Consider the following 16,674-nt stretch of genomic DNA (forward strand, 5'->3'; position numbering starts at 1 on the left):
GTTGTGTGTTCCGCCCAGCTCGGCCTCTCATTCACAATTCATAATTCAGCATTCCTAATTTTGAATTGTGAGGATTCTCGCTTGAGTGCGGCATGGCCGCTGACCTCACCTCTGTCCCTCAAAGTGATCCGCTTCGTGTTTACCGCTACCGCGATGGCTTGTATGCCGCCGACCTGCTGACGGCGGCGGTGGTGCATCTGGATTTCTTCACCTGGCTGGGAGCGAACCCGTCCACCAAGGAGGAGGTCTGCGCGCGTTTTGAGTTCGCGGAGCGTCCCACGGATGTGATGCTCACGCTGTTCGCCGCGAATGGATTTGTGGAGCGCCAGGAGGATGGAAAGTTTCACGCCACGCTCACGGCCAGCGAGCATCTCACAGCGGGTTCGCCCTGGTGTCTTTCGCCTTACTACGCCTCCCTGAAGGACCGGCCCATCACGCAGGACTACCTGAAAGTTCTGAGCACGGGCAAGCCCGCCAACTGGGGCGGCGACGAGGCGGCGCTGGACTGGCACAAGGCCATGGAGACGGACGCATTCTCCCGAAGCTTCACGGCGGCCATGGACTGTCGCGGATTCTATCTGGGCCAGGCGCTGGCGAAGAAGGTGGATCTGGGCGGTCGCAAGCACCTCCTCGATATCGGAGGTGGCAGCGGGATCTACTCCTGCTCCCTCGTGGCGCACCATGCGGAGCTGAAGGCCACCGTGTACGAGCAAGCCCCGGTGGATCGTATCACGCAGCGTTGTATCGTGGAGCGAGGCTATCCGGATCGCGTGTTGGTGGCTACGGGTGACATGTTCAAAGACCCTCTGCCAACCGATGCGGACGTGCATTTGTTTTCTAATGTGCTGCATGACTGGGACTATCCTGAGGTGCGGCAACTTTTGGCCATTTCCCACAAGGCGCTGGCTCCGGGAGGCCTGTTGATCATCCACGATGCGTTCATCAATGAGGCGAAAAACGGGCCGCTGCCCGTGGCGGAGTATTCTGCGCTCCTCATGCACTCCACCCAGGGCAAATGCTATGGAGTGGGAGAGTATGCCGAACTCCTGCGCGAAGCCGGGTTCGAGCCCGGAGCCTATCAGGACACGGCGGCGGACCGTGGCTTTATGACGGCGATTCGCCGATAGTCCGGTGATTCGGCAAAACAGTAATTTGGCAGCCCAGTAAAACGGTGGGACAGGGGAGGCTGCTCCGTTGCGGAGCGCTTCCTTCGCGTTCTTCGGGGGTGGTGAGTGGAGAGGTTGTTTCCTGTATCTTGGGGGCTTCAAGCGGGCTACGCCACTCTCACCAGATCCCCGGCATCCATGCTCTCGGCCGCGGCCTGGACCACGCGCATGTACTTGATGCCCTCAAGGAAATCCGGCTTGGGGCGTGGGGCGGAGGGATTGAGCACGGCGTTGATGAAGTCGCGCTCGACGGTCCACTCCTTTGCCTCGGTGTCGGGAAGCGGCACGACCTCCAGTGCACCGCCGATCCTGCCCAAGCGAATTTCGTCGGTCACAAAGTTGTAGGTCAGGGTGCCCTCACTGCCATAGATCTGGAGGGCGTCCTGAGGCGGGTGGGAGGCCACGCCGCTGAAAATGAGGCTGCCTTGGGCGCCGTTGCGGAAGCCACAGAGCACGTGGAGGTAGTCCGGGATCTCCACCTCATACCCTTGGCGATCCGGGGTGACGACGGCCCCGTTGGCCTGAACGGCCACGATGTCACCCAGCCAGCGCTGGATGATCTCCACATAGATGCCAAAGCTTAGCACCTGGAGACCGCTGATTTCCACCCGCTGCCGCCAGTGGGCCGGTGCTGCAGGATCCAGCCAGCCGCCGTTCATGCTGTGCAGGACGGCGTGGTAGGGCTTGCCAATCGCGCCCTCGGTCAGGAGCCGACGCATGGTGGCGTCGCCCTTCATGCCGTAGGGAGGCGGGCAGAGGGCGGCCACCAGTTCTGGATTGCTCATGCTAGCCTCCCACATGAGCTGGGCCTCCTGCAGGCTCATGGCCATGCGCGCCTGGCAGAAGACGTGCTTGCCGGCGCGGAGGGCGTAGCAGGTGATCTCACTGTGGAGCATGGGTGGGGTGCCGACCCAGACGACATCAATATCGCCCCGGGACACCAGTTCCGGCCAGTGTTGCATGGGCTCTGCCGTAGGGGCCTGCTCGGCACAGAACCGCTGGCTGCTTTCTAGCGTGGCATTGCTCACGGCCACGATCTCCACCTCGGGCATGGCCTGAAGGGCGGGGAGGTGCCGGGACTTCACAATGCCGCCGGCACCGACGATGCCGACACGGATCCGCTTGGGGTCAGAACTCATGGGAGAACAGGGATGGGAAAAGGAAAAATGAGATTCTTGCTGTTGAAAAGGGATTGTCCAGAGGCGGATACGGTCCCAAACGACACTCTGGCCGCGGAAGAGGCTTTTCTGCCGACGATGTCAAAATTAGTTGACGATCTTCAGACTGCGATTAACCTCCCGACCCTTCTTTTCAACCCTAACCCTTTTCACAGTCATGGCCAGAGTTTGTCAAATCAGCGGCGCCCGTGTTACCTCGGGACACAAAATCCATCGCAGCGGTAAGGCCAAGAAAGAAGGCGGTATCGGTAAGCACATCACCAAGCGTGTGAAGCGCAAGATTTACCCGAACCTGCGTGACAAGCGCATCTTCGTCGCCGAACTGGGTCGCTGGGTCAAGGTCCGTGTGACCGCCCGTATCTTGAAGACCATCAACAAGGTTGGTGCTTTCAAGGTGCTCAAGGAAGCCGGTCTCGTCTAAGACGAAGGGCTCTTCCATGGCGGTTGACGCCATATTCAATCTTTTTGAAGCCGCGCTGTGGTTCGCCATCAGCGCGGTTTTCTTTTTTCGCGGCGTCTTCCGCGCAGGCGGTCAATCCGCGGAAACCCGGAGCCTGCGGCGGGAAATGTTCCTGCTCGCGGCGGCGTTTGCCGCCTTTGGGGTGAGCGATGTCATTGAATCCCGTACCGGGGCGTGGTGGGAGCCGTGGTGGCTGCTGGCTCTGAAGACGGCGTGTGTGCTGGTGTTTCTGCGCGCGTTCTGGCGGTACCGGGCAGGACTACGCGCCAGGAGAAAGCCGGAGGAAGCTGCGCTGACCAGAGAGGATGTGAAGGACGAGAGCGCTCCCTAGTGACGCACAGCTTGCACGCGGCGCATTTTGGCTTACATCACGCGCCCTATGCATTCTTTCCGCTACATTCAGGGTCGCCTGCACTGTGAGAACGTTGATTTGGAATCCCTCTCCGCCAAACACGGCACACCGCTGTATGTGTACAGCAAGGAGACCATCACGGATCACTACAAGCGGCTGGATGGAGCGCTCGATCGCCTGGACCACCTCATCTGCTATGCGGTAAAGGCCAACTCCAACCTCGCCATCCTGCAGACCATTGCGGATCTGGGCGGTGGTTTTGACATCGTTTCCGGTGGTGAACTCTACCGCGTGATCCAGGCCGGGGGCCGCGCCTCCCAGTGCACCTTTGCCGGGGTGGGCAAAACCCGGGCGGAGATCGAGTACGCCCTGCAGCAGGGGATCTACAGCTTCAATGCCGAGAGCGAGGCCGAGCTGCGCCAGATCAACGAGGTGGCTGGCTCCTTGGGCAAGAAGGCCCCGGTGGCCCTGCGCGTGAACCCGAACGTGGACGCGAAGACCCACAAGTACATCTCCACCGGCAAGAGCGAGAACAAGTTCGGAGTGGACTTCGATCGCATCCTCGATGCCTATGCGGCCATCGCGACGGAGTGCGAGCACCTCGAGATCCGCGGTCTGCAGATGCACATTGGTTCCCAGCTCACGAGCATCGACCCCTTCGTCGAAGCCGCGAAGAAGGTGGCCCCGCTGGTGGAGAAGCTCAAGGAGCGTCACCACATCAAGTTCTTCAGCATCGGTGGCGGCTTGGGCATTGTGTACCGCGAGAGCCTGGACAGCGGCGACCAGACCTGGTGGGGTGAGAAAGAGGAGGCTGAGCGCCCTCTCACCATCCAGAGCTATGCCGATGCCCTGGTGCCGATTCTTGAGCCCCTAAAGCTGCGCATCCTCCTGGAGCCCGGCCGTTTCATGGTAGGCAATGCGGGCGCGCTCCTCTCCAAGGTCCTCTATCTCAAGAAGGGCAACGCCAAGAAGTTTGTCATCGTGGACGCAGGCATGAACGACCTCATCCGCCCCGCCCTCTATGAAGGCTGGCACCAGATCACCCCCCTGCAAAAGGCAGAGGGTGCCGAGCTGGAAAAGGTGGACGTGGTGGGACCGATCTGTGAGACGGGCGACTTCCTGGCCCAAGATCGCGAGTTGCCCCCGGTGCAGGCTGGCGACACCCTGGCGGTGCTCAGCGCCGGTGCCTATGGCTTCACCATGGCGTCCAACTACAACTCCCGCCCGCTGGCAGCGGAGATCCTGGTGGACGGCTCTGAGGCCCATCTGGTGCGCGAGCGCCAGACGCTGGACGATTTGGTCCGCGGTGAGCACCTGGTGCAGAAGTAAGCCCTGGTTCCACGGGATTTTGACGAATTCTGACAAAAGAGGGGGTGCTACGGCACCTCCTCTTTTGCATCTGTGAAAGATCGCGGTGGAGTTTCCCGTGGCAGAGATTATGGAGACTGGCCCTTTGGGGGCAGTTCTGAACCCACAGACCAATCCCTGACCTCTCGACGAAGCGAAGCATGAACCTCACCCGTCCTATTCACACCTGCCTGCTGTTGCTGGGCCTTGTGGCCAGTCTTGGATTTGCGAGCGCCGCCTCCGCCCAGAGCCAGGAATACGTGATCGTCAGTGGTGGTCCGGCTCTGAGAAAGTGGGAGGACCTGCGCGCGCCTGGCACTCAGCATGATCGCTGGTGGGGCAATTTCATCCGTCCAGCCCGGGTACGCATTGAGGAGATCAAGAAACAGGACCCCAACGCGATGATCACCTGGCTGGTGTATCGCACCGCCTTCGTCACCCGCAGCACTGAAGACAATCGCGCCCTCACTCCGCTGGTGGAGAGTGTGCGGGACAAGTACGGCGTGCGCCTGATGTGGTTCGACAACGGCACCCAGCTGATCAACTACCTCAACGAAGGCCAGCCTCGTGGCCGGGTGAAGATTTGCAGCTTCGAGTACTACGGCCACAGCAACAAGTACTGCTTCATGTTTGACTACAGCAATCTGGTCTATGGCGTGTCCAAGTCCTGGCTGCATGAAAAGGATCTGCCGCGAATCCGCCGTGGTATTTTCACCAACAACGCCTTTTGCAAAAGCTGGGGCTGCCACACGGGCGAAAGCATGAGCCGGGCCTGGCGCAACGCGACCGGCATCCCCATGATCGGGGCCTACGGCAAAACGGACTACTCCAACCCGGTCCAGATCGAGCTGTCATTCGGCGGTCACTGGACCAATGGCTGATTGAGCGGCAGGGGAGCCAGGTGACGTAGACGCATGCCGCCCGCAGTTGAGCAGACCTTTCGAGCCTATGGCCCCAGCCATCTGGCAGCCCTGCTGGCGACGGCGCTGGTGGCAGCGGTGATGATCTGGGTGGCTCGTCGTGGTCACGGGAGCGCGCAGCGCATTCTGGAGTGGATCATGGCCGCGGCCCTTCTGGTGCAGTGGCCGGTGAGCTACGCCTTTTACGTCCACACTGGCACGCTCACGGTGGACAATCAGTACCCCTGCCACCTGTGCGATCTCTCCGCACTCCTGGGGGTGGTGGTGTTGCTCACCCGAAAGCAGTTTTTTTGTGAGTTGCTCTTCTTCTGGGGGCTGGCGGGCACCATGCAGGGCATGCTGACCCCGGCGCTTACCACAGATTTCCCCAGCCCGCGGTACTTTGCCTTCTTCCTGGCGCATGGCGGTGTGGTCGCCACGGCACTCTACGGGGTGCTTGGTCTGCGGCGCACCCCCCGAGCCAAGGCCAAGTGGGTGGCCTGGGGTTTGATCAATCTCTACGCCCTGGTCATCAGTGGGTTCAACGCTCTCACGGGAGCCAACTATGGCTTCCTCTGCCGGAAGCCCGCCACGGCCTCGCTCTACGATCTGCTGGGTCCCTGGCCCTGGTACATTGGCGCGGCGTCCTTGATGGCGCTGGTCATCTTTATCCTGCTGGATCTGCCCTTTGTGCGGGGCAGAGGGCGGGCCTCACGGGGGAAACGGTGAGAACCCGTCTCGGTATCGCGATTCCATCGCCACAAACTCGTCACGCGGTGATTTGTCTTTGCAAGCGTGCACGCTTCATGTAATTACGACCCGAAGATGCCAGACGAAGACACACGAAAGTTCAAGAGGGTCCTCATCAAACTTAGCGGCGAAGCCCTTCGTGAAGTCGGCAGTCATGACAACATCTCTCCGCCGATCGTTGAGAACATTGCCTCGCAGATCAAGGCGGCCCACCAGTCCGGTCTTGAGATTGCGGTGGTGGTCGGCGGCGGCAATTTCTGGCGGGGCATCAGCGCCAGCAACCGCGGCATGGAGCGCGCCACGGCAGACTACATGGGCATGCTGGCCACGGTGATGAACTCCCTGGCCGTCCAGTCCATGCTGGAGGGCATGGATGTGCCCACCCGGGTGCAGAGCGCCATCAAGATGGACAATGTGGCGGAGCCCTTCATCCGTCGCAAGGCCATGCGCCACCTCGAGCTCGGTCGGGTGGTCATCTTCGCCGCCGGCACTGGCAACCCCTTCTTCTCCACGGACACCACGGCCGCCCTGCGCGCCAGTGAGATCAATGCCGATGTCGTGCTCAAGGCCACCAAGGTGGACGGCATCTACGACAGCGATCCCAACAAGAATCCGAACGCCGTTCGGTATGAGCGTCTTAGCTATCAAGAGGCGCTCACCCGCCAGCTCAAGGTGATGGACGCCACCGCCTTCAGCCTGTGTCAGGAGAACAACATGCCCATCGTGGTGTTCGACATGAACGGTCCGGACAACATCCGGCGGGCTCTGACAGGCGAATCCATTGGCACGATCGTCAGCAACGACGCGTGACAATCCGGCCGGAGCGTGCTTTGCTGTCGGCCCGCTGGTGGCAGACTGTCGCCATGCCGGGCTTGATCAACTCGAACCTTACTGCATCCCATGCCCCTTGATACCGCCCTCCTCACTGCTGAGGAAAACATGACCAAAGCGGTGGAATACGCCATCCACGAGTTCGCTGCCGTCCGCACCGGCAAGGCCTCCCCGGCCCTTGTGGAAAACACGGACATCTGGGTGAACAGCTATGGCAGCAACATGAAGCTGAAGCAGCTGGCCATGATCTCCACCCCGGAGCCCCGTCTCATTCGCATCGAGCCGTTTGATCCCTCCACGCTGAAAGACATCGAGCGCGGCATCAATGCCTCCAATCTGGGTCTCAACCCCAGCGTCGAAGGCAAGGTGATCCGCCTTCCTGTGCCAGAACTCTCCACCGAGCGTCGCCAGCAGATGGTGAAGCAGGTGAAGGGTATGGCCGAAGACGCCCGCGTCCGCGTGCGCGCTGTGCGCCGTGAGTCCATGGAAGAGCTCAAGAAGCTCGAGAAGGCAGGCACCATCACCGAGGATGACTTGCATCGCGGTGAGAAGGAAGTCCAGACCTTCACGGACAAGAAGATCGCCGAGATCGATCAGCACGTCGTTTCGAAGGAAAAGGAAATCCTCACCGTGTGAGGCTCTTTCTGGTCTGGGTTGGGCAGGAGGAGCTGGCGGATTGGCGTCGGTGCCGGGCTGCCCTGCCTGTTGCATGTCCGCTTGATTTCCCATGTTCTCCGCTGGCAACTACCTGGACCTCTCCCGCACCATTCACGGGCTGCTCTTTGACGATGAGCAACCCGTTTGGAGCGCCCTGACTCGCATCGAGGGGTACCTGCAGTTCAAGCTCAAGCCTGAGATCCTGGGCGACATCTCTCCCAAGGCGACCCTCGGGGACCAGGTCTTCATTGATGAAGGCACCGTTGTCGAGGCCGGAGCCGTGATCAAAGGCCCCGCCTGGATCGGCAAGAACTGCCACATCCGCTCCGGCGCGTACATCCGGGAAAACGTCATCGTGGGCGATGGATGCGTCCTGGGGAATTCGTGCGAGTTCAAGAACTGCATCCTGTTCGACAACTGCGAGGTGCCCCACTTCAACTACGTGGGAGATGCCGTCCTCGGCTACAAGGCCCACCTTGGCGCAGGTGTCATCCTCTCCAACGTCCGTCTCGACCGCGCTCCGGTCGTGGTCCACCACGGCAGCGAGCGCATCGCCACGGGATTGAGGAAATTCAGCGCCGTTGTTGGTGACCACGCTGAAGTGGGCTGCAACAGCGTCCTTAGTCCCGGTACCCTGATCGGAAGGCGCAGCATCGTCTATCCCTGTGCGAATTTCGCTGGCGTCCTGCCGGAGTCGTCGATCCTGAAAGTGCGCCAGCAGCACGAAGTGGCGGAACGCCGGTAGTCCAGTAATTTGGTGAACCATTGGGCGCATTCGTGTGCGGAACTGTATGGAGTCCAGCCTTCAGGCTGTGTATTTTCATTCAGGAATTGAACGCGCGCCCGGCTCCCGTCCAAGGAGCGGCGGTTTGTGCATCGAGACAACCGCCGATGGTCGAACAGAGTGAGGGGGGCCGCAGAAGACTGAAAGTACTCATGGCCCGTCCGTTTCGCATGGTTGGGGGAGAGGACTGCATCCTTAAGCGCCTCATTCTCCTGTAGATGTTGTGCGAAATTCTTCACCCATGCTCAAACACTGTCACCATCTTGAAGCGCCTGCAGAAAGAAGGCGGCTACCAAGTGGTGGCCAGACACGGCACCGAGGATGAAGTGATCCCCGTGGCGATGGGGCGCAAGCTGGGTCAGTTATTTCCTGATGTTGTGAAGTATGAGGATATTAAGGGGGCGCGGCACCACGGATACGGACAAGGTGCACGCGGCGCTGGAGATGGTGAGATGAGGGGGCAATCGGGGATATTTAGCCAATTCGAAGCGAAATTAGGTCGGGCGTTGCCCAGCCGGATTGTGCGAATAATTTATCATTCTGCGAGTTGATATAGGTTAAATGCTGATGTATATAGGTAAAAAACGTATGTTCTCAATTAGACATCTTTGCGAGTGTTGGTTCCCTTCTTATTCTGTTGGAGGAAGACTTTCCCGAAAGCCGGTTGAAAAAATCATCTATATTCAATCACAAATAGGCCAAATTCTAATCGGCCTATTGATATCTTTGCTGCCGGTCTCTCTTTGCGGGCAAAATTCTGGGGAACAACAACGAGTGTCTGCGGGTTCCTCTGCATCGGCAGTAATCGATCACCTGGGAAGAGTTTGGACTTGTGGGGGTAACACACATGGTCAGTTGGGAAACAACTCATTGGTAGCATCTGCCGCCCCAGCTTTGTCTCTGATGGCTGACGCTGTCGCAGTTTGTACCAGAGGCGACTCTATGATTGCTCTGAAAGAGGATGGGACGGTGTGGACTTGGGGAGCGATCGGAGCTGTTCATCTGGGCAACTTGTCGAGCGCTTCCAGTTCAATCCCACTCGAGGTGCCGGGATTGACCGACGTAGTGAAAATTGCTACAGGCGGCACCCATTTTCTCGCCTTGAAATCTGACGGATCGGTCTGGGCTTGGGGCCTCAATTACTTTGGAAAACTGGGGGATGGCTCGCAAAATTGGCGCCCCCTTCCCTTCCAAATTCCAGGACTGTCGGATGTGACCTCTATCGCAGCAGGTGCCGAACACAGTATGGCCTTGAAAAGCAATGGGGATGTACTTGCATGGGGCGCAAACAGTTCCGGAGAGTTGGGCGATGGTACAAACACTATGCGGTTGTCGCCAGCGCTTGTTGCAGGTGCCCATGCGGCAGTGGCCATCTCAGCGGGAGGATCTAGTAGTGCCATGATCGATAGCGCTGGCGTTGTCCTTGTTTGGGGGGCACGCTTTCCATACAGTGCAAATGTTCCACAGTCGCTACACGGCCTGGAGGGGGCGGTTTCGGTCTCCTGCGGAAGTGGTTTTGGATTCGTCCGCTTAAACGATGGCAGCTATTGGGCTTGGGGTGCTAATCAATATGGCCAATTGGGCGTGGCCGCACCGATGGCGTCGATGAGTGGAACACCATATACAAATTCACCCGTTAGAATATCAGCAGATCGCCCGCTAGTATCGATCGATGCGGGCCCGCTCAACGCTATTGCTGTGGCGGATGATGGTACAATCTGGAGTTGGGGAAAGAAGCAGGATTTGCTCGGACGTCTATTCATTACAAACACGGCCGATCCGGTGTATTCCTTGGGCGACGTGCGCTACAGTCAACTTGCTGCGGGAGGTCAACATGGAGTTGCGTTGGACAAATCAAGTGAAATCTGGTCCTGGGGCGGCAACGGTTCTGGTCAGCTGGGACGAGGGCACAAAGTTGACATCGATAAAGCCGAAAAGTTGCCCGATTTTAGTGGCATAAAATCGGTTACAGCAGGGGTGGATCGATCACTGGCGCTCAAGCAAGATGGGACGATCTGGGCTTGGGGTGCCAATCCGCGTAACATATTGGGCACTGGTATGGTTTCGCCAACTCTCGATTCTCCTGCGCAAGTCTTGGATCTTCTGGATGTTGAGGCGCTCTATGGCGGATACTATCGTTCGCTGGCGAAAAAACGTGACGGCACGTTTTGGGAGTGGGGCATAAGGTCAACTGTCATAAGTCAAGTGATCGGGTTGCTCAATGCAAAGGATGTTTACGTAGGATATGATCACTATGTGGTGGTAGACACAGGAGGCCAACTTTGGACTTGGGGAGATAATGCTTCAGGTCAACTTGGAAACGGATCAACAACGGCTCAGACAACTCCGGCTGCAATCAGCATGAGTGGGCTCGTATCGAAAGCTGCAGCTGGGAGAAATTTCTCGCTAGCAAGGTTGTCAAACGGGACTGTATGGGCGTGGGGAAACAACCAATACGGTCGATTGGGGGTGGCCGTCGCTCCTGGCGCCACTTCGCCGCAGCAATTGTCTGGCATTGCTAATGCGGTGGATGTATTCGCAGGGGGGTGCCACAGCTTGGCAACAACAAGCGCCGGAGGCCTCTACGTTTGGGGGCGGAACGATCGAGGACAGCTCGGCACGGGAGATTACGTCGATCAGCCAACTCCAACACTGTCGGCCTTCTCGGGCCGAGTAAAGTCAATTAGCGCCTCGGACTCTGCCACTTTGGTATTGAAGGAAGATGGGACCCTTGCTGCATGGGGGGCGACTGACGTTAATCAGATAGGGGAGAGTGTGAATGCTCGCTCCAACGCTCTGCCGGATCTGGCATATTCTGATGTTAACACTTTCTACGCGCGCCCTGAGATCGAAATCATAGCGCCATCAACGGATGTAACGGTTCTAGTGGGAGATTCTGTTTTGATCCATGGTGAATTCGTGAATGCTGCACAAGCGCCTCATACGATGGCATTCTACCAGTACGGCGTACTTATTGGAGAGGACGATTCGGCACCATTCGTTTTGAACTTTAGACCTCAAACGTGGGGAAAATTTGTGGTGCATGCAGTCGGCCGAGATTCTTCAGGAGCTCCCAGCGCGTCTTCGAATTCTATCGTGGTCAATGTTCCCTATGATGGTGACAGTGACGGGCTTCCTGATTGGTGGGAAATTCACTATTTCAACAGTCTTGGTGCTGCTTTCGGAGGGGATCCTGATCGTGACGGCTATTCGAATGGCCAGGAGTACGCCGCGGGCACTGACCCCTTGGGCATGTCTGCCCCAAGCGTACCGTCAGGAACTGTTCCCGCCATTCCATGGGTTGGGAATCAACCTGGAACCAATTCAGGAGGTCCGGGTTCTGGCGCGAACCTTCCAAGCGCCGTCGCCCCGGGCTCCCCTGAGGTCGCTTCGTTTGAGGATATCACTGCGCCGCCGCTAGGACCAAGCGGCAAAGGCGAGGTTCTCGAGCTTCAGTACCAAATGGGTTTGCGCACTTTTTTGAGGGTTGACTATGATTTCGTAAACGGATGGAACGACACCTTTTGGGCTGATTGTACGCTGTGGGTTGATCCTACCAATGTCGTGCCCCCTGGCACTATCGGCGATGGAACCATTCTTCCGATGTACATGGGTGCGACTTGGAGCGAGGTGGGAGATGAGACGAATGGACGTGTTTCGGAGGCTCTCTCCAATCGTGCCGACTACAGTGAACCTTCTCCGATTTACGAAGAGGAGGGTAATCCCTTTACCGAACTCATTGGCTGGAACACAAGGACGGAGTATCAGTATACCGAATGGAAAAATGTTCGTGCGGCACTTCCGGAGCCTGCCAGCCGGTGGCGCTACTACTATTACAACAAGGTAAGGTACACGGACCTTGATCCCTACGGTGCCCCCGAGATTCTTGAGAAAGTCACTCTGATTATCCCCCCCGGTGAGACATTCAGTGCGCAGCAAGTTGAGCTCAAGGCCAAGGATAGCACGTTGATGGATCGCGGTGAGTTTGAGCATCTCATCTTGGATCCCATCGACTCCAGCGGCGACTCGGCGCCCGGCTTTCAGATCTCCGCATCGGATGCTGCTGGTCCCTCCTATCGCAAGGTGGGTCTCAACGGCATGCCGTTGTCAGACAGCAAACCCCAGAGCAAGGACGAGAGCGGAGAACTCCCTGAGGAAACGTTTGTTGATGCCTTTACGCGCCAGCTCAATCATGTCGTCAGCGATGTGTACTCGGCGGCGGACAGCAGCCTGCTGCCCCTCGTGGTGCGCCGCAGCGCCAGGGAGCACACGTGGAACTTGCGCAGCGGGCTGCGTCCCTCGGAATTTCCGGACGCCCCGTTCGGCCCGGGCTGGTCCTCCAATCTGTGTGCCAACATTCGCTTTGAAGACAACTTCCGCAAGGCGGTGGTGACCGATGAACAGGGGGCGAGCACTGTGTTCTACCGTTCGCTGCCCACCTTGCTCCCCGAAGAACCGGGCGATCCTCACGTCTGGATTCACTCCCGCGAAGAAAAGCAGGATGCCCGCACCGCCTACGACACCCTGGAAACCCTCCGAAATGGCAGCAACCAGGTGGTGGGGTTCAAGTACAGCAAAAAGTACGGCACCGTTTGCACTTATGAGCTGACCCCCATCATCCAGAAGTTCAGCAGTGACCGCGAGGATGGCAGCTACAAGGCGCTGGAGTTGCGCTATGCCAGGCTGACCAAGGCAGAGGATCGCTGGAACAACGAGATTCAATACACCTATCCTTCCAACACCACGCTGATCCCGAACAAGATCCACGACCCGGACCGCCCCAACCAGGTGGTCACTCTCACGCAAAACAACGGGGTGGTCACCGCCGTGCGTGGTCCCTCGGGTGAAACGGTGTCCTACTCCTACACGCTCCTGAATGCGGGCGACGATCAGGCCCGCTGCCTGACCTCCGTTCAACGAGGCGGGAACAGCGTGCAGTATGCTTACCAGACCGTCATTGAATCCACTCCTCCAAGTGATGCGGACCCTGACGGGCCTCCGGCCCCGGATCACCGGCACCTCAATGTCGTGGGGATCACGGATGAACGGGGTGCCGACTATGACTTTGAGTACGAGTTCAATCACGGCAACAAGTACCTGGAGGTCTCCGGTGCCGCGTTTCGCCTCCGCAGTCAGTTGGGCCTGCCCCGGTTGCTGAAAAAGATCACTCTGCCTGACAACGCGGTCGTCAACGTCAGCGGGACCCGCGACATCCGGACCCAGGCCAATGCCACGCTCAGCACCGCGGACATTCAGACAATCGTCAGTGGGGCCTGCGGCACCTACACTTTCACCTTCACGCTGCCGGATGTGTTTGTGCCTCTCCAGAATGATCCCGGAAAGGAGCAGGACCCGTACAGCAAGCAGCTCACCGTCTTCTTCAGCCGCATGGAGATCGACACCCCGGAAGGAGACGAGGTCTACAACTTCGACTTCGACCACGGCATGGCGCTCAGCTCGGCCACGGATATTAGTGGAAACACCACCACCTTCCATTATGGCACCGTGGGATCCAACGGCCTGGGCTGGGATGATCCCATCCAGCAGGTCAATGCCCTGGGCAAGAGCCGGTACTTCACCTATGACAATGACACCCGGGTCATGAAGTCAATGACCGATGAGCGGGGCACGCTGACCAGCTACACGATTCAATCGGGCACCGGACTGCGAACCAAGGAAACCATCAGCAAGGGTGTCTCGACCCTGAAGGTCACTGACTTCGACTACGGTGCTGGTGGCTTTGCCGGGTTCCTGGCCAAGACTACCGTGCAGAGCACCACGGCCACCGGGGGCGACCTGATCACTGAGTACACCCCCGATGCCAATGGCCGGGTCCAGAAGGAATCGGTCACGGCCGGAGGTGGCATCGAACTGGTCACCAGCTACACCTACACGGGCAACGGCAGCAAGAAGACCGTCACCAATCCGCGCGGGCACACCACCACCTTCACCTACGACGCCCAGAGCCTCCGGCTCACGGGCGTGGAGAACCCCGACAGCACCACGCGCACTCTGGGCTACGACGCCCATGGCAACCTCACCAGCGAGGTCAATGAACGCGGGGTCACGACCACGCACGAGTATGACTCCTTGAACCGGCGCAAGAAGTCCACCGTGGACATGGATGACGGGGCCGACCTGGTGAGTGAAACCACCTACACGGCGCTGAACCTGCCGCACACGGAAACCGACCCGCGCGGCACGGTCACCACCCACACCTATGACGGCATTGGCCGTCGTCTCACCACCACGGTGGGCAGCGGCGGGGACGCCCAGACCACGACCTACACCTACGGGGCCAACAGCGGGGGCAGCGTCTTTGATGTGAGCGGGTTCAAGCCCACCACCATCACCGATCCCCGTGGCAAGGTGACCACCATCACCTATGACGACCTCTACCGGCCCACGGTCAAACAGGCGCCGGAAGGCAACACCGTCACCACCACCTATGACGACGCGGGCAACCCCGAGGAGGTCAAGGATGCGCTCAACCGCATCACCAAGACCACCTTTGACGGCCTGAACCGTCCCACCAAGGTGGAGTATCCCGATGCCACCACCCGGCACTCTTACTACACACCCTCCGGCCTGGTCTGGAAGGTGGTGGATGAGCTGGGTCGTGAAACCCTCACCCAGTATGACCGGGCCGGTCGGGCTGTGGAGGTGACGCTGCCTGAGGTCAACGGAGTCAGCCCAGTGACCAAGACCGCCTATGACGCCAATGGCAATGTCATTGCCGTGCAGGATCCTCTGGGGAACATCGTCACCACGGTTTATGACAACCGGAACCGCCCCACCAAGGTGACCTCCCCATACATCTGGGATGCCCTGGAGGGCCAGTGGTCCCGGCCGGAGGTGAACACCACCTATGACGCCGGAGGCAACGTGCTCACGGTCACCGACCCTCTGGGCAAGGTCACCACCAAGACCTACAACAACGCCGGCTGGGGACTCACTGTGACCAATGCCCTGGGCCAGGTGACCGCTTCCACCTACGATCGCAACGGCAACGTCAAGACGGTGACCGATGCGCTCAACCGCGTCGTGACCAACACCTATGACATCCACAACCGCCTCACCGAGACGGAGGACGCGGAGGAGCAGATCACCGGGTTTGGATATGACAAGAACGGCAACCGGACCTCGGTGACCGATCCGCGGGGCAAGGTGACCACGTTCACCTATGACGACTTGAACCGGCTGCTCAAAGAAACGTTCCAGGAGGGCGTGTGGACCGAGCGGCACTACGATGCCCTTCGTGAAACCTCCCGGGAGGACAGTGCGGGGCGTGAGTTCACCTTTGGGTATGACCTGCGAGACCGTCTCACCACCACGACCTGGACGGTGGGTGGCAGCCCGGTGGTGCGCACCCGGGTCTATGATACTGCGGGCCGTCTCACCGATGTGACCGAGACCGGGCGTCCCGAGGCCACGGTGGGCTACACCTATGATGCCCTTGACCGGGTGGCCACGGAAACCTCCCAGGGCCTCACGCACACTTACACCTATGACCTGGGTGGGCGCCGGACCGGGACTGCCCTAGGCACAGGCAAGACCATTGCCACCACCTACGACAGCCAGGGCAAACCGCTCACGGTGACCGAGGGCGGGCGCACCACGGTTTATCATTATGACCTGACCAGCCGGGCGGTGGCCCAGACCCAGCCCAACGGGTTATGGCAGTACAACGCTTATGACGACCTGGGGAGGTTGGAATCGCGCCAGACCTACACCAGCACCGATGTTCTGCAGGCCCAGTTCCTGTGGACCTACGATGCGGTGGGCAATGTCACCGTGCAGTCAGAGCGCTGGCCCGGAGAGGGTACGCGGGGCGCGGGCTGGCGCAGCACCGTCATGGTGTATGACGCCACCAACCGGCTCACGGGTGAGGCCATGGCCCAGCCCGGTTCCCCGGTGATCACCACGGGTTATGCCTATGACACCGGCAGCAACCGCAGCGTCAAGCTGGTGAGCACGGACGGCACCCTCACCACCAAGACACTCTACACCTACAACCACTTCAACCAGCTCACGGACTGGTCGGAGGAGGACGGCCTGGGCGCGGTGACCCGCGAGGCGGACTTGACCTATGATCTGGCAGGCAATCGCGCCACCCAGACGCTGACGGTCACCGGGCAGTCCGCCCAGACCACCACCTACCACTGGGATGCAGAGAGCCGCCTGGAAGGCGTGACCCTCCCCAATGCTGACGAGCATGAGTATGGCTATGATTACCGCACCCGGCGCATC

General features: G+C 59.4%; 12 protein-coding genes. 11 read left to right on the forward strand and 1 reads right to left on the reverse strand.

The genetic code is table 11. The annotated features are described in order from the left end of the window. Nucleotides 1-92: 92 nt before the first annotated feature. Nucleotides 93-1,127 (forward strand): methyltransferase, encoded by a 1,035-nt coding sequence (locus BV034_RS04315; RefSeq protein ID WP_050024479.1) that lies wholly within the window; start codon nt 93-95, stop codon nt 1,125-1,127. 146 nt (nt 1,128-1,273) lie between these two features. Here BV034_RS04315 and BV034_RS04320 read toward each other — a convergent pair whose 3' ends face one another. Further along, on the reverse strand, nt 1,274-2,305 hold the full coding sequence (locus BV034_RS04320; protein WP_050024481.1) for a Gfo/Idh/MocA family oxidoreductase: 1,032 nt from the start codon (nt 2,303-2,305) through the stop codon (nt 1,274-1,276). A gap of 196 nt (nt 2,306-2,501) precedes the next feature. Here BV034_RS04320 and rpmB point away from each other — a divergent pair, with 196 nt between their 5' ends. The 10 genes from rpmB to BV034_RS04375 form a co-directional block, all read left to right on the forward strand. Then, nucleotides 2,502-2,765 carry a 50S ribosomal protein L28 gene (rpmB, locus tag BV034_RS04325; RefSeq protein WP_009958835.1) on the forward strand — a complete coding sequence of 88 codons (264 nt, stop codon included), beginning with the start codon at nt 2,502-2,504 and terminating at the stop codon, nt 2,763-2,765. A 16-nt stretch (nt 2,766-2,781) separates the two neighbouring features. Beyond that, nucleotides 2,782-3,135, forward strand: a complete 354-nt coding sequence (locus BV034_RS04330) for a hypothetical protein (protein WP_050024483.1) — start codon at nt 2,782-2,784, stop codon at nt 3,133-3,135. A 48-nt stretch (nt 3,136-3,183) separates the two neighbouring features. Next, nucleotides 3,184-4,485, forward strand: a complete 1,302-nt coding sequence (gene lysA, locus BV034_RS04335) for a diaminopimelate decarboxylase (RefSeq protein WP_050024484.1) — start codon at nt 3,184-3,186, stop codon at nt 4,483-4,485. Nucleotides 4,486-4,664: 179 nt separating this feature from the next. Continuing rightward, nucleotides 4,665-5,384: a hypothetical protein gene (locus BV034_RS04340; protein ID WP_050024486.1), complete on the forward strand. Its 720-nt coding sequence runs from the start codon at nt 4,665-4,667 to the stop codon at nt 5,382-5,384. Between the two features lie 33 nt (nt 5,385-5,417). Then, nucleotides 5,418-6,131, forward strand: coding sequence for a TIGR02206 family membrane protein (locus tag BV034_RS04345; protein WP_050024488.1), 714 nt, complete (start codon nt 5,418-5,420; stop codon nt 6,129-6,131). A 96-nt stretch (nt 6,132-6,227) separates the two neighbouring features. Then, nucleotides 6,228-6,962, forward strand: coding sequence for a UMP kinase (pyrH, locus tag BV034_RS04350; RefSeq protein ID WP_009958842.1), 735 nt, complete (start codon nt 6,228-6,230; stop codon nt 6,960-6,962). A gap of 90 nt (nt 6,963-7,052) precedes the next feature. Further along, the gene (frr, locus tag BV034_RS04355; protein WP_038163715.1) at nt 7,053-7,619 is read left to right on the forward strand and encodes a ribosome recycling factor; all 567 of its coding nucleotides are present in this window, start codon (nt 7,053-7,055) and stop codon (nt 7,617-7,619) included. Nucleotides 7,620-7,710: 91 nt separating this feature from the next. Beyond that, nucleotides 7,711-8,385, forward strand: a complete 675-nt coding sequence (locus tag BV034_RS04360; RefSeq protein ID WP_050024490.1) for a DapH/DapD/GlmU-related protein — start codon at nt 7,711-7,713, stop codon at nt 8,383-8,385. A gap of 302 nt (nt 8,386-8,687) precedes the next feature. Then, a complete protein-coding gene (locus tag BV034_RS04365; protein WP_265592614.1) occupies nt 8,688-8,975 on the forward strand; it encodes a hypothetical protein in 288 nt (95 codons plus the stop codon). A gap of 3,013 nt (nt 8,976-11,988) precedes the next feature. Then, the coding region (locus tag BV034_RS04375; RefSeq protein WP_265592615.1) for a sugar-binding protein at nt 11,989-16,674 on the forward strand (4,686 nt) is incomplete at its 3' end.

Origin of the sequence: Verrucomicrobium sp. BvORR034 (genome assembly GCF_000739635.1) — a bacterium.
Classification (GTDB): Bacteria; Verrucomicrobiota; Verrucomicrobiia; order Verrucomicrobiales; family Verrucomicrobiaceae; genus Verrucomicrobium.

Excerpts from the sequence above, each read along its gene's own strand:
- BV034_RS04360 (WP_050024490.1), top strand. The coding sequence starts at position 7,711 with ATGTTCTCCGCTGGCAACTACCTGGACCTCTCCCGCACCATTCACGGG.
- pyrH (WP_009958842.1), top strand. The coding sequence starts at position 6,228 with ATGCCAGACGAAGACACACGAAAGTTCAAGAGGGTCCTCATCAAACTT.
- rpmB (WP_009958835.1), top strand. The coding sequence starts at position 2,502 with ATGGCCAGAGTTTGTCAAATCAGCGGCGCCCGTGTTACCTCGGGACAC.
- BV034_RS04345 (WP_050024488.1), top strand. The coding sequence starts at position 5,418 with ATGCCGCCCGCAGTTGAGCAGACCTTTCGAGCCTATGGCCCCAGCCAT.
- lysA (WP_050024484.1), top strand. The coding sequence starts at position 3,184 with ATGCATTCTTTCCGCTACATTCAGGGTCGCCTGCACTGTGAGAACGTT.
- BV034_RS04330 (WP_050024483.1), top strand. The coding sequence starts at position 2,782 with ATGGCGGTTGACGCCATATTCAATCTTTTTGAAGCCGCGCTGTGGTTC.
- BV034_RS04315 (WP_050024479.1), top strand. The coding sequence starts at position 93 with ATGGCCGCTGACCTCACCTCTGTCCCTCAAAGTGATCCGCTTCGTGTT.
- BV034_RS04340 (WP_050024486.1), top strand. The coding sequence starts at position 4,665 with ATGAACCTCACCCGTCCTATTCACACCTGCCTGCTGTTGCTGGGCCTT.
- BV034_RS04320 (WP_050024481.1), bottom strand. The coding sequence starts at position 2,305 with ATGAGTTCTGACCCCAAGCGGATCCGTGTCGGCATCGTCGGTGCCGGC.
- frr (WP_038163715.1), top strand. The coding sequence starts at position 7,053 with ATGCCCCTTGATACCGCCCTCCTCACTGCTGAGGAAAACATGACCAAA.